Origin of the sequence: Mesotoga sp. UBA6090, from assembly GCF_002435945.1 — a bacterium.
In the GTDB taxonomy this organism is placed as follows: domain Bacteria; phylum Thermotogota; class Thermotogae; order Petrotogales; family Kosmotogaceae; genus Mesotoga.
The window spans coordinates 16311-30973 of sequence record NZ_DIXC01000026.1 but is presented as its reverse complement, the minus strand read 5'-3'; the positions used below and the strand labels follow the sequence as shown (position 1 = coordinate 30973).

The following is a 14663-nucleotide window of genomic DNA, read 5'->3' as shown; positions in this document are numbered from 1 at the left end:
TTTTGTTGCAAGACTCCACCTCGCATATATTCTACTATTATTATCAATTATAATGCTTTTAGGAGGCGATGAAGTGAAGGAAGTAACTCTGGCAGAATTGAGGGGAGTCATCGGAAAGGTTCTTATTGACTTCTTCAGTCCAGGCTGCGGCGTATGTGCAGCGATTGAAACAAAGCTTGATGAAGTTGAAGACACTTTTGTTTCCTGGAAATTCTACAAAATAAATACTGTAGAGAATCCTGCGGTTGCTTCAGAACACTCTGTCTTTACAGTCCCGACGATTGTTGTGCAGGTCGATGGTAGAGAGCAGAAGAGATGGTGCAGATACTTCTCTCTCGAAGAAGTTATAGACTACCTTCGTGAAATTGATGAGACAGAGAGTTAGCATTTCAGAAGCCATTCTGCTGTCGCAGGCCAGTCTCGCCTTCGGCGAGGCAAGTCCCATTTTGCGGGCCACAAGATCCCGCTGGTCGCTTGGTTAGAGACGCTGAGCGTTGTGAAGAGCCGCCCTTAGAAAGAACAGCTGCAAGTTGCCTGTTCCAAGTTGCAAGCCCTAAAGTAAAGAAACGTCAGATACCTCGTTCTAAACATGAGGTCCGTTCTTGACGTGCACACACCCCGTCGACGATGGAGCCCTCTTGAGAGGGGATTAAAGAGCTTTTCAAGACTTTTAAAGATCCCAGATCCTTACTTGCCCTCATTGCTTTACCCTTCTCTCTACTCTCTGAATAATGGTTTGACCAAGAACGAAGAACAGGTCCTCGCTCTGGAAGAACAGGTTTCCCTTGCCAAACGGATAACCGTCTAACGGGGAACCAGTTCTTTTGCTCTTCCGACCCCGTACCCCCGACCCCGCTCATAAGCCTTGATCCCGAAACAAGTTCGGGATGACCCTGAACAAGAGCCCCAAACAAAAGCATTTTGGGGCAGGCTAATCAGGGGAGGCGCTACGGGGTTATAATGTCAAACGATTATGCAGTTCTTTTGTAGCGGCGAACGGCTGTTCGCCCTGAAGAGAACCAATAGCGTGAGCTGCACATTTCATGACTTTACGGGATGGCAGCGTTTGGAGGTTCTGAAAACGTGACATACTGTCATGTTGAATGAAGAGCCGCCCTTCGCTGCCCGTTAAGAGCATGGACCCGTCCTTCGATGGAGCAGTCGAGAAAGAGCATTATCGAGAACGAAGAACAGATTTTCACTCTTGGACGAATAACAAGTTCTCCTGGGAGAACGGAGAACCTTTCAACAGTGATCCGGTTTCACTCTTCTCTTTCGAACCCCCAACGTGCTACTCCCAACCACGGTTCTTAATAGGACCAGATCCTGAACAGGAGCACTTCAGTGACAAAGTAAGTTGGCCCTGATCAGATTACTTTGATTTGCCTACCACTCGGTCTCTTGTTCTTCCTGCAACTCACAACTTACATCTTGCAACAAATTCTTTGCTCTTCCAAACCCCTCCATGCTACCCCTAACCACGGCCTTCCGATGTATACTTTTGAGTAATAGTGGATTCATTGCTTCAGGAGGGGGTGCAACGATTTGAGAATCGGAATTGCCGGACTCGGCACTGTCGGGTCCTGCGTCTATGCAATTCTTAAAGAAAAGGGAGGTGACATCGAGAAGAGATCTGGGAGAAAGTGTATCGTCTCCAAGGTAATAACCAGGACTCATAGCAAGTATGAAAAACTTAGTATCCCATCCGATCTGATCGCTGAGGATTTTGAAGATCTTATAATCAATAGTGACATTGTTGTTGAGACAATAGGAGGGACAGGGGCCGCCAGGACCTTAATAAAGCAATCTCTTGATCTCAACAGAACAGTCGTAACGGCCAACAAGATGCTTATTTCAGAGTTCGGTAATGAGTTCACAAGCAGTTCGCCAACAAAGAGCCTCTTCTTTGAAGCTGCTGTCGGTGGCGGTATTCCGATCATTTCTCTTCTCGAGGATTATCTTATCTTTCACGGAATAAAGCGCGTTCGCGGTATCCTCAATGGGACGACCAACTTCATCTTGTCCGAAATGCTTAGAGGAATGGATTATGCTGAAGCGCTGGAAATAGCTCAGAAAAGGGGTTATGCAGAGGCCGATCCATCGAGTGATGTGAAGGGTTTTGATGCAGCGTACAAGCTGTCTGTCCTTATGGGAGTGAAGACAGGAATATTCCCGGGTATTTCAAACATCGAAACAATGGGCATCGAAGAGATAAATAAGCGCGATCTGGAGCGAGCGGCGAGTTCAGATAAAAAGGTGAAGCTGATCGGAACGATAGACTTTGAAAAGGGGAGCGCTTTCGTCAAACCACAGGAGGTTGAAAGGAATGATCCTCTTTGGAGCGTAGATGGGGTTGAAAACGCTGTCGAGGTCGAGACGGATCTCTCGGGAAGATTCATTCTCAGGGGAGAGGGGGCGGGAGCCCAACCAACTGCGACCGCGATCATTTCAGACATTCTCAGGGCATCGAGATACGCAGAGAAGCAGAGTAACTCGGTTGTGATAATGAAATTTGGTGGAACTTCAGTCGACTCGGCAGAGAAAATAAAGGATGTTGCGGAGATGGTAAAGAAAAAAGTCTTGAGCGGCGTTAAGCCTGTCGTAGTAGTTTCTGCGATGGGAATCGAGACAGACATTCTTCACGATCTTGCAAGAGAGATATCTTCCAGGCCAAACGGTAGAGAGATGGACATGCTTCTGGCAACAGGCGAGCAGAAGTCAATTGCCCTTGTAGCGATGGCGATTCAGGAGCTGGGGATGAAATCCATTTCACTTTCCGGCAATCAGGCAAGGATTCAGACTGACTCGAATTTCTCAAATGCAAGGATAGTTGGAATAGATGCGGATCTCATAAGTCGTCACATTTCGAATGGATATGTTCCCATTGTGGCTGGCTTCCAGGGATCCACCTATACCGGAGAGATCACAACTCTTGGCAGAGGAGGCTCGGATCTTACAGCCGTTGTGCTGGCCAAGGCGCTGGGATCACAACTGTGTGAGATCTACAAGGATGTGGATGGCGTTTATTCAGCAGATCCCAGGATTGTCAAGGACGCCAGGCCTATAAAAGAAATCTCATGGGAAGAGATGATCGAGCTTTCAAAGCAGGGAGCTCAGGTGCTTCAAAGCAGAGCATCGGAATTTGCCAGGAAGTATGATATAAAGGTGCTCGTAAAGAACGCGCACACGAACGCCAGGGGCACGCTTATATGGAGGGGATCGAAAGTGGAGCAACCTATCGTAAGGGCAGTAACTTCTGATCAGGATATCGTGAAAGTGGTTTTGCAAGAAGTACCGGACAGGCCAGGGATCGCCGCAAGAGTCCTCAAGACTCTTACCGAACAGAACGTGAACATCGATATGATAATTCAGAGCATGAGGAGCGGGGAGTTCAACACAATGGCCTTTACCGTTCAGGCTAACGACCTTGCAAAGCTCAGACAGGATATCCTAAAAGCGAGAAGCGAAGCCAGAGAGATCACCATAGAAAGGGAGATAGCAAAGATTTCCATAGTAGGTGTCAACTTGACTGCTACTCCTGCAATCGCGGCGACTCTCTTTGAGACTCTTGCAAATGAAGGGATCAACATAGATATGATAAGCGCCAGCAACAGCAGAATCTCGGTTGTTATCGACAGCAAAAAGGTCCATCTGGCCGTAAACGCTATCCACAGCGCTTTCAATCTGGAGGAGATCGCATGAAGGGAGTAATAGCTACTTACGAAAGATTTCTTCCATTGACGCCAAAGACTCCAAGAATCACGCTCCTTGAAGGAAACACACCTCTCATATATCTGGAGAACATCAGCAGGGAGTTCGGATTGAAAGTCTATGTGAAGTATGAAGGGGCCAATCCAACAGGCTCTTTCAAAGATAGAGGGATGGTTTTGGCTATCGCCAAGGCGATTGAAGAGGGTTCAAAGGCCGTAATTTGCGCCTCCACAGGAAACACTTCGGCCTCTGCTGCCGCTTATTCCGCACGAACGGGCATCAAGTCGATAATCCTGATCCCCGAGGGAAAGATCGCTCTTGGGAAACTTGCTCAGGCGATGATCTACGGGGCCAAAGTTATCCAGATAGACGGGAATTTCGACAACTGCCTCGAACTGGCGAAGAGTATTTCGGAGAACTACCCCATAACGCTTGTGAACAGTCTCAATCCATACAGACTTGAAGGTCAGAAGACTGCCGCTTTCGAGATAGTCGATGTTCTAGGCAGGGCTCCAGACTATCACTTCATACCCGTGGGGAACGCCGGTAACATCACAGCCTACTGGATGGGTTACCAAGAATATCATGAAAATGGTCTTTCAGACAGTCTCCCGAAGATGATGGGATTTCAGGCAGAGGGAGCTGCCCCGATTGTATATGACAGAGTCTTCGAACATCCCGAAACTATTGCGACCGCTATCAGGATTGGCAACCCTGCGAGCTGGAAGAGAGCAGTCGCTGCAAGAGACGAGTCGGGAGGGGTAATCGAAGCCTTGACAGACGAGGAGATCCTGAACGCGCAGAAGCTGCTTGCGAGCTCGGAAGGCGTATTCTGTGAGCCTGCCTCCGCGGCTTCTTTTGGCGGTTTATTGAGAAAGGTGCACCAAGGTATCATCCATCCCAGCGATGTAGTTGTCTGCACTTTGACTGGAAACGGCCTGAAAGATCCTGAAGCAGTTCTTAAGTCTGTTGACAGGCCTGTAGTGTTAAAGAACAGTCTGGAGACCGTCCTTCAAGAGGCGGGTTTGAAATGAGACTGAGAGCACCGGCCACAACGGCAAATATGGGAAGCGGCTTCGATGTAATGGGCATGGCGCTGAAGCTCCACAATACCGTTCAGTTTGAGAAGGCGAATCGACTTAAGGTTCTATCGATTGGCAGATATGGAAGGGAAATAGAAGAGGCACAACAGATTTTCGGAAATGCTATAGAGAGATTTGAGAAGGCCACAGGAAAGATGGTGCCGGGAGTTCAGATAATTCAGGAGTGCAATATCCCGCCGGCTCGCGGCCTGGGTTCAAGTGCAGCAGCGATCGCCTCAGCTCTGTTTATAGCGAACATCATGACCGGCGGAAGTATTCCCATAAGGACGCTTCTCCAGATCGGAACGGAGATCGAAGGCCATCCCGACAACATCGTTCCTTGTATGCTCGGAGGGCTTGTAGTCTCTTACTATGACAGCGAAAGACTTGATTATGAAAAATTTGAAATGACTAATGAAAGGCTGACATTTCTTGTGCCTGAATTCAAACTTTCCACAGACGAGATGAGAGAGGCGCTTCCTGAATCAATTCCCTTCAGGGACGCGGTAAGCAACCTAAAGAATGTCTCTCAGTTCATCTCGAAGATTGCCAAAGGCAATCTGACCGAAGCTTTCAGATATACTCAAGACAGTATCCACCAGATCCACAGAATAGACAGCGACCCCAGAATGAAAGAGCTAATTAGCTGCATCGAAGAAAGGCACCCGAATTTCTGGTTTGTGAGCGGTTCCGGCTCGTCGGTATGCTGCGATCTGGAAGATGTTGAAGGGCTTCCTTACCTGGAAGCTGTAATAAGAACATCACCCGCGAACGAACCGTTTATTGTCGGATTGTGAGCTTTCCAAGAACTAGTCTCTGTAATCAGCTTCTGTAAACTGTTTCTGCGGCGCTTCCGGAAGGGAACAAGTCGTCGAATATACGGTAATAAAGAAGCTCTTCCTTCGACCTAATTCCTTTCTCTTGCCTTTCAGTCTCGAATTCGGAGTCGCTGATTTTCTCTTCAGCATATTCCTTCATTAGATGCGATGAGCCTGAGCCAACGCTGAACTTACTCTTTTTTCGCCATACGACACTTTCGGGAAGTTCGCTCTCGAACGCCTTTCTGAGAATCCACTTCTCGGTCTTTTCCGGCCCGTGGATTTTCCAATCGACGGGAATTGAGAATGCGAGATTCACAACTGAAGGGTCCATGAACGGTACGTCGAACTCGATTCCAAACGCTAAGGACATCCTGTCATTGCGCTGAAAGCCCGAACGATAACCGTTTCTAGTAATCCTTAGTGACTCCTTATCTATCGATTCTGCCGTAGGGAGATCCTTCATATACTCATAGCCGGCGAAGAGTTCATCTGCGCCTTCTCCCATGAAGACGAAGGAACTTCCTTCTTCGGCGGCCAGCTTCGAGACTAGATAATTTGGAATCGCACTCCTTACTAAGGGAGGATCGAACGACTCGAGATGATAGATCACTTCCGGCAGTACCTCAAGCATCTCTTCGAAATCGTAAGTGTACTCCCTGTGGTCCGTACCGAGATATCCTGAAACCTCCCTTGCAAATTCCGGATCCTCTCCGTCTCCGCTTCCCACCGTAAATGTTCTCAACGATCCATTAAGAGAACTCGCCACCGCCGCTATGCAGCTGCTGTCCAGGCCTCCGCTCAAAAAGACTATAGTGTCGGACTTGATTGCCGAGAGCCTGTTTTCAACGGCCTCTTCAAGAGAATTCCGCAGCAATTCGGCTGCCTCTTCCTCGCTTCCAACATCGGGTTCATCAGTAAGCAAGTCTTCTAGAGAAGAGTACTTCTTGAAGCCTTCGATAGAAGAGAAGTAGTGACCTGGCGGAAAGATCTTCACCTCGCTGCAGAAAGGAGCCAGTCCTTTCAGTTCAGATGCGCATGCGATTGCTCCATCTATGTCACAGTAGTAAAGAGGCTTAAGGCCAAGGGGGTCTCGGGCGATCAGAGTTTCTCTAGCTGTATGAACAGCGAAGGCGAAAGAACCGTCCAGTCTATCTATGAATCGATTCCCGTACTTCTTGTAAAGACTCAGTATCTTCTCCGGCCAGGGTGCGTCGAAGTGGTTCTTGAGTATACCGTCAAAAATGACGTACTCTCCCCGTCCTTCAAAGACATTCATATTACCGCCAAATGCATTGCTCATCACGGCCCCCATAGCAATTTGCCGGTCTGTATCGAGGACCTTTGTACGGCTTCCCCTATGGGCGAGGAAAGAAAGCGCCTCTTCGGTCATTTCTCTCGCGCCCCCATGGAAGACAGCAATTCCGCTCATTTCAAAATCCCTCCGTTTTGTTCCATGCGTGAAGACTGATCTGAAGCTACTTCTAGGATCATGGTCGTTTCAGTACATAACAATTATAACATGAGTCAAAATCTCCACAATTCATTTCTGAAGCCAAGTCCACGCATCGCCCTCCTATAGCTCAGAAGGGTTCATTCACTTAGTTCACAAGGAAGATTTCTGTATAATTAGAGTGCAAAGATGGCTATTTGCCATTTAAGTGTGTGTTCTTCGAGAGTTATCATTTGTCTCTTATTCTTTTCTGAACAGGGGATTGAGGAGGTGGTTCTATGAAGATAGCAGTAGTTGGTGCAGGCAACGGTGGACAGGCTCTTTCGGCAGTTCTTGCCATGCGAGGACACGATGTCTCGCTATACAACAGAAGTCAGAAACGAATCTCACCGTTACTCTCAGGAAGGAAGATAAGAGTCGAAGGTGAGTCGGCTGGAAAGGCAAAGCTAAGATACGTTGGTACGGATATGAAGAAGGCGATAGAGGGTGCCGAAGCTATCATGGTCGTTGTGCCGGCCTTCGCCCACGCTCAGATTGCCGAGAAACTGGCCGAATGTATTGACGAGGGTCAGATAATTGTATTGAATCCCGGTCGTACCGGAGGGGCGCTGGAGTTTGACAAGATATTCAGGGAGAAGGGCGTTAGAGAGAAAGCGGTAATTGCCGAGGCTCAAACCTTTGTCTTCGCCTCAAGGATTTCGGGACCTGGAATGGTGAGGATATTTAGAATCAAAAATGCCGTTCCTCTTTCTGTACTTCCCTCAAAGGATAACGACGCTGTCTTCCCGATAATCAGCGAGATCATGCCCGAGTTCACGCTGGCAAAAAATGTTCTCTACACTAGCTTCAACAATATTGGCGCAGTTTTCCATCCCGGTGCGATTCTCATGAACGCTGGCTGGATCGAGACGAAGCATGGAGACTTTCAATTCTACCTCGAAGGTATAAGTCCTTCTGTTGCGAGAGTTCTGGAGGCTCTAGACGAAGAGCGCTGCGAAGTAACGGAAAAGCTGGGAGTAGTAGCCATGGGTGCGAAGGAGTGGCTTGATTACGCGTATGACGTAAAGGGCGAAGATCTTTATACGGCCATCCACAGCAACGAAGGCTACAGGGGAATCATGGCGCCTATAAGCATTGAAAACAGGTACATAATGGAAGACGTGCCTATGAGTTTGGTTCCAATGAGCTGCTTTGGAAGGAAACTTGGAGTGGAGACAAGAATCATCGATTCAATAATAAATATAGCCGGAGCGGTAATTGGAAGGGACTTCTGGAAAGAAGGTCGAACACTGGAGAACCTTGGTATAGACAAACTATCTGTAGAAGAGCTGCTCAAGTACGTAGAGGAAGGGAGCTAAGATGAAGATCTTAGCGGGAGCAATCGGAAGCGACATTCACACTGCGGGAATTCTTAACTTCCTTAGTATGGCGCGTAATGAAGGCTATGAAACGATCTACATAGGAAGCGTCATAGGAATCGACAAACTGCTAGACAGCATAGAAGAGGCCTCGCCGGACATAGTGGCCGTAAGCTATAGGCTGGGAAAAGAGTCCTGCGAGCAGCTCCTCCGCGAACTGAAAGTCTCTATGGAAAACAGAGGAATAGAGAAGAGGCTGATCTTCGGTGGGACGGTGGAGACGGCCGAGGTGGCTGAAAAGAGCGGTCTCTTCGAGAAGGTCTTTGACGGCAGCGAGATGCCGGAGGAAGTTGTGATGTTTCTCAGGGGCAAGACGGACGAAAAGGGTGAGGTCGACTATCCTCAGACACTTCTCGAAAGAATCGCCTCCAAAAAGCCATATCCGTTGATAAGGCATCATATAGGGCTCGAGACAGTCGATGCAACAGAGGAAGCCGTCAAAAAGCTCGCCGAATCTGGTTTGCTGGATATCATCTCACTGGCTCCGGACCAAAACTGCCAGCAATGGTTCTTTCAGCAGGAGAACATGATCGCTTCGGAGGATGGGGCGGGAGGCGCGCCTTTCAGAAAACGAGAGGATTTCGAAAGGATGTATGCTGCCAGCAGGACAGGTAACTACCCATTAATGCGGTGTTATTCGGGAACGAGAGATCTTTTGAGATTCTCCCTTCTCTTCAAAGAGGCCTTGAACAACGCTTGGGCGGCGATTCCTCTAACATGGTACTCGCAGCTCGATGGGAGATCGGATCGTGAATTGCTCCAAGCGATAAGAGACAATCAGGGAGCGATCGCCTGGAACGGAGGAAAGGGAATTCCAGTCGAGATAAACGAGGCCCATCAGTGGGCGCTCAGATACTGTCACGCTGCAGTCGAAGTGACCACAGCCTATCTAGCAGCCCTCTCCGCCAAGCGACTCGGCGTAAAAGTGTACGTTGCCCAGTATATGTTCAATACGCCGCCGGGAATCTCTCCAAGAATGGATCTGGCAAAGGCGCTTGCAAAAAAAGAGCTCATCGAGTCTTTGAAGGATGAGAACTTCACACCGGTTACGATGGTAAGGCCAGGATTAATGTCTCTTCCTGCCGACCCTGATATGGCTAGGAGCCAGCTTGTTTCATCTGTGCACACTGCCATGAACATTGACCCGGAGATCGTTCATGTGGTCGCATACTGCGAGGCGACAAGAAGAGCCTCAGATGTGGAGATAATAGAAAGCGTGAAGATGGCCAAACAGGCGATAAACGAGGCAATAAAAGGGCTTCCCGACTTCCAGCAGGATAAAATGATTCAAGATCACAAGGAATACCTCAAGAGTGAATCTGCAACGATCATTGAGGCAATGAAAAAGATCAAAACAGGCGAACTCACTTCGCCCGAGACTATTTACGCGGCTATCAAACTGGGCATCCTCGATGCTCCGGGTTTGAGCAAGATGTCTGTCGCCAAAGGGGCAGTTCGAACGGCCATTATCGATGGACAGTCCTGCGCAGTCGACGAGGAAGGGAAACGGATAGATGAAAGGGAGAGGCTTGCGGACATAGAGCCGCTGGACGCTTGCTAGAAGACGCTGATCGCTGTGAAGAGCCGTCCTTGGTCCTTCGTCCAAGATCGTGAACCCTTCTTTGGACAAGATCAAGCGAGAAAGACCATTGTCGAGACGCTCGCTCCGCTCGCGAGAAGACGAGAGTTATAATCACTGACTGTCAACCGTCCACGTCCTCCGAAAAAAACGCAAAGATCGGTTTATAAGGGGCGGGTTAGCAAGAACGGGTTATCAAAACCGGGTTATGAAGAGCTGGAAAAAAGGGATTTATTTGCGCCGAAGATCGACGGTGGAAGTGAGGCCCGCTTTGCGAGGAAGTGATGCTGGCGCTTACGCGCCAGGAAGAACGTGAAGAGCCTGTAGACGATCCTCTTGATCTGTGATCCGATTCAGAATCATGCACTTCTTGTAGGGGCGAACGGCCGTTCGCCCGTGAGAGCAAAAAGATTTCGGAGGGTTGCGTTTTGGAATACAATGAAAGACTTGTCAAAAGGCGGTCAATTAGACTGAAGGAGTACGATTATTCTCGAACCGGAGCATATTTCTTGACAATATGTACGTATCGTAGGCAGTGTTTGTTGGGAGCCATGGTTGATGGCAGAGTAATCTTGAGTAGCATTGGCAAAATCGTTGTTGAAGAGTGGCTAAGATCTGCAGAAGTCAGAAAGGAAATCGAACTAGATGCGTTCGTGATAATGCCAAATCACCTGCACGGGATTGTAGCGATACATGGAGGCGAAAGGGAGATTGTCAGCAACTGTTTGGAAGCAGAAAGAAGAACTATAAAACCAAAGACGATTGGTTCTTTCGTGTCGGGCTTCAAAGCAGCTGCAACGGTTCGAGCGAACGAATTGCGCGGCACACCCGGGAAATCTATTTGGCAACGAAACTACTATGAACATGTCATCCGCAATGAGAAAGAACTGGATCGAATTCGTGAGTACATTGAGAATAACCCCTTGAGATGGCAGATAGACAGAGAGAATCCCGACAGAAAGACAAGTCAGGTTCGTTCAACTATTGAAGAGGACGATGTCTATCCTTGGGAAGATTGATCCTTAATAGCGGGCGTGCCGCCGCACGCCCCTACAAGTAAATCCGTTCTAGCTCATGCTTCGGACTCGCTCTGCAGAAGGAGAACGGTTAGCCGACTACCAATTCACTTTGCTATTACGAGCCACGCATGCGCTTTTTGGATTCCGAAAAGAGCAGTATTCTGATGCTTGATTCCTGCGAAGACTTATACATTTGCTTCTAATCGTTGAATTTGTCTTTTTTGAACCTCTTGAGTTCAAGTAGAACATCTCTGTCCTCGTGTTACATGTATTGAGTAGTTCCTCTTGGATTCGGTACTTATATTCTGCAGCAAACAATTTGGGTGAACTGAACAAAAAGAAAGCCCTCCGAAGAGGGCAAATTATTTGAATTTTAGTAATAGTTATCAGTAGTTAGTGAAGTTAAATACATAATGATATTGCACAGTTCCTGTGAAATTGTCTGTAAGAGCTGTGTAGCCATCAGTAGTAAAATCACTGGGTTCAACATCTATCAGAACACCTTCCAATATTTCTTGGTTTGCTTCTTCAGACGTCTTGACAACTACTGTATATGTTCCAGATGTGTCATCTTTATCGTAGTAAACCGCGTATGCTCCTCCATCAATATCTCTTCCAATGTCTGTCAAATTGGCTGGAACCTCTCCGCTTACGTATACATAGTTTTCAAATGCGCTTGCCAGCGTCTTAATGTTTTGTCCCACTTTAGTAGCTTTTGCTTTCTGAATAGCATTCAGCGCAACCGGTGTGATTGTGGCGATTAATGCGGCGATAACTGCTAGAACGATAAGTAATTCAACCAGAGAAAATCCTCTTTTTCTGTTTTTCATTATACCCCTCCTATAATTTAGTGGTGTGTGATTTTCGCGACATGTATCAATTGCAAGGGCGTGCCAAAATCACGAAAGAATTGACTATCTTTTTGACGGCGATTCGCTGAAACCAACGTCTGGTAGATCCTTTAGCAGTTTTTTAACAATATTTCCTGAATAGTCTTCTAGTTCAGCACAGCTAGGAGAGATAAGACTTCTCTTCACAATTAACAATTGTGAGTTTGATCTGTAGTATGAAAGAGAGGAACCGACTCGTGATATGAATTAATTGTCTTGAATATGTCGGATTCTTTCAGATTGCCAGCCTTCGGTATTGAGGGGAAAAGACTGAAGTGAGTTTCCTAATTGTAGAAAAAGTCGTGAAATGAATTTCATTTGGTTCTACAAATAAAACTCCGTGCTTACCGGTTGCCTTCGGTGGCCAGGCGTGCTCCGACTTTGTCGAGATTCCAGTATTTGCTGCAGGGCTAACGGCCGTTAGCCCCTACAATCAAAAGCTCTTTCTATGCTATTTAGAACGAACACCCTCCGCCACTTCGTGGCCCTCCTCCCTCAAGGGAGGATTTAAGATCAGGATTATCAGGAGCAAAATACAGCATATCCTGTTAAGAGACAAGAAGCATCAACGATATTTCAATGACTCCTACACTTATGGGTAATGACGAGCTTCCTCAAGGGAGGATCGAAAGATCAGGGTTATCAGGAGTTAAACACAGCGCATATTGTCGAGAGAGAAGGAGCCCCACATGATTTCCATTAACTCCCTGACTTATGGGCAATGATGAGCTCCCTTGAGGGAGGATCAAAAAGAATGAGGAGATGTAGATGGTAACAGATCTTCGAATAACTCTCCTGACTGGCTCTAGTCTTAACCTACAACACACAACCCACAACCCACAACGTTACTTCACCCAGTTCTCTTCGAATCATACAGTTCCAGAACTCTCGGTTCGTTCTTGAAATCTCTATAGAACAGAAAGATAACGAACGCATTCGCCGCATAAAACGCTGTACTCAGCAAGAACAACTCGGTATAACCGCTGATAGAAGTACCGACAATTAACCCGAAGATCATCGCAGCTACGGCCCGCACAGTGTTGTTCAGAAAGCCATTGATTCCCGATACTGTTGATAGCTTCGAATCGGGAACATACGAGAATATTATTGAGGTCATGATCGGGTTGGTTATGTTCATGAAGACGAATCTGAAGGCATAGAGTATCGTGAAAAGAATCGGCTCTCTCACAATCACTAGAGAGAGCATCAACGGGATAACAAGCAGCTGCATAGTTAGGTTGAATTTAAGAGCCCCAAAGCGTTTACCCAGCTTGTGCGAGAGTGTAGAACCGGCTGCAGTTCCAAGCTGCGCAATTGACAAGGCTATTCCGATAGCAGTTGCCGACATGTTGAACAGGTCTTTGAATATGAGATTTCCAAAGTGAATAAATAGCCCGGCGCCAAAACCCACAGTTGCCGTGGATATGAAGTAGTAGGTGAGCACCTTCCTCTGGTCGGGCTGAAGCCCCGAAAAGTTGAAGAGTTCCTTCAACCTGGATCTCGATTCCGTAATTTCGAGTCTGATTACCGGTATGATTGCCGGTAGATGCGCGACCATAGCGATTATCAGAGTAGTTTGAAGACCAAAGAGATCTCCAAAAGCCCCGCCGATGAAATTACCAATAACTCCGCTTGCCATGTTGATCCCGAAATTTAGACCGAAGACCTTTGCCCTGTTTCCCGTTCTTGTAATGCTTGTCATTGTCGCCATTACGACTGTAAAGGCAGTTACTGTGAAACCACCCTTGATGAATGACAAAACGAGGATGAAAGTCGGGTCGACAACAAAGGCTAGCGCGATTCCAGACACGGGAACGACAACCGCAGAGAGAAAGAGGATTTTCTTCTTTCCAATAGCGTCTGCGAGAACAGCTGTGAGCAGCCCAATGATCGCCGATCCCCATAACTGGGCAGAAGTGATGTTGCCAATGAGGTGATTTGAGAAACCGATTTCTCTCAAATACAGATTATAGACAACGTGGTACATAGAGATAGTTGTTGTAGTTATGAACGTATAGCTAAGCAGTAATATAATCCTCTTTCTCAATGAGAAGACCCTCTTTGTTTGATTTGCTTACTATATATTACCATTTGCGAAGGAATTCTGGGGATTAGATGCGCCAGTCTGCTAACGCAGGCCAGTTCCGCTTCGCGGGCCACAAAATCCGCTGAACGCTGGCTAGAAGACGCTGATCGCTGTGAAGAGCCATCCTTGGATAAGATTAAGCGAGAAAATGTATTGACGAGACGCTCGCTCCGCTCGCGAGAAGACGAGAGTTGATAATCAATTACTGTCAACTGTCCACGTCCTCCGAAAAAAACGCAAAGATCGGTTTATAAGGGGCGGGTTAGCAAGAACGGGTCATCAAAACTGGGTTATTAAGAGCACGGAAAAAGGGATTGATTTGCGCAGAGGCACATCAGCTTCGGGAAGACTCAGTGAGGGACTTACGATAAACTGCTACCAGATGACAATGTCAGACGATTATGCAGTTCTTTTGTAGGGGCGAACGGCTGTTCGCCCGAAAGAGAACCGCGCGAAAAGAGAGACCTCACATACGGGGAACCAGGTCTGGGGTTGTCGGGTCTAGGGTCAGGCAGTAGCGAAAGAGCAGCTCGACAATGTTCTTTCTCGATTGATCACGGAATAGACGGGGACAGACGTCAGGAGCTCGTCAGTCCCCAATTCGAAA

General features: G+C 47.5%; 10 protein-coding genes. 7 read left to right on the top strand and 3 right to left on the bottom strand.

Going from position 1 to position 14663, the window contains the following annotated elements:
• The 4 genes from B3K42_RS04370 to B3K42_RS04355 form a co-directional block, all read left to right on the top strand.
• Positions 1–385: thioredoxin family protein (locus B3K42_RS04370; protein WP_292597063.1), on the top strand; the 385-nt coding region annotated here is incomplete at its 5' end.
• A gap of 1160 nt (positions 386–1545) precedes the next feature.
• A complete protein-coding gene (locus B3K42_RS04365) occupies positions 1546–3702 on the top strand; it encodes an aspartate kinase (RefSeq protein WP_110989727.1) in 2157 nt (718 codons plus the stop codon).
• Entirely contained in the window at positions 3699–4745 is a 1047-nt protein-coding gene (gene thrC, locus B3K42_RS04360; protein WP_110989726.1) for a threonine synthase, read from the top strand. The genes B3K42_RS04365 and thrC overlap by 4 nt, the downstream gene beginning before the upstream one ends.
• Positions 4742–5590, top strand: a complete 849-nt coding sequence (locus B3K42_RS04355) for a homoserine kinase (RefSeq protein WP_110989725.1) — start codon at positions 4742–4744, stop codon at positions 5588–5590. Before thrC ends, B3K42_RS04355 begins: the two co-directional genes overlap by 4 nt.
• Before the next feature lie 25 nt (positions 5591–5615).
• On the opposite strand, the gene B3K42_RS04350 is transcribed toward B3K42_RS04355, so the two are convergent.
• Positions 5616–7043, bottom strand: coding sequence for an asparagine synthase-related protein (locus tag B3K42_RS04350; protein ID WP_110989724.1), 1428 nt, complete (start codon positions 7041–7043; stop codon positions 5616–5618).
• 299 nt (positions 7044–7342) lie between these two features.
• Between B3K42_RS04350 and B3K42_RS04345 the strand changes: the two genes are divergently transcribed.
• From B3K42_RS04345 to B3K42_RS04335, 3 genes are all read left to right on the top strand, one after another.
• Entirely contained in the window at positions 7343–8422 is a 1080-nt protein-coding gene (locus tag B3K42_RS04345; RefSeq protein WP_110989723.1) for an NAD/NADP-dependent octopine/nopaline dehydrogenase family protein, read from the top strand.
• Position 8423: 1 nt separating this feature from the next.
• Positions 8424–10043, top strand: a complete 1620-nt coding sequence (locus B3K42_RS04340; protein ID WP_110989722.1) for a cobalamin-dependent protein — start codon at positions 8424–8426, stop codon at positions 10041–10043.
• A gap of 446 nt (positions 10044–10489) precedes the next feature.
• A complete protein-coding gene (locus B3K42_RS04335) occupies positions 10490–11080 on the top strand; it encodes a transposase (RefSeq protein ID WP_110989721.1) in 591 nt (196 codons plus the stop codon).
• 386 nt (positions 11081–11466) lie between these two features.
• Here the strand turns inward: B3K42_RS04335 and B3K42_RS04330 are convergent, their stop codons facing one another.
• Together B3K42_RS04330 and B3K42_RS04325 are read right to left on the bottom strand one after the other, a co-directional pair.
• Positions 11467–11910: a type II secretion system protein gene (locus tag B3K42_RS04330; RefSeq protein WP_110989720.1), complete on the bottom strand. Its 444-nt coding sequence runs from the start codon at positions 11908–11910 to the stop codon at positions 11467–11469.
• 910 nt (positions 11911–12820) lie between these two features.
• Positions 12821–14017, bottom strand: coding sequence for an MFS transporter (locus tag B3K42_RS04325; RefSeq protein WP_110989719.1), 1197 nt, complete (start codon positions 14015–14017; stop codon positions 12821–12823).
• Positions 14018–14663 lie beyond the last annotated feature (646 nt).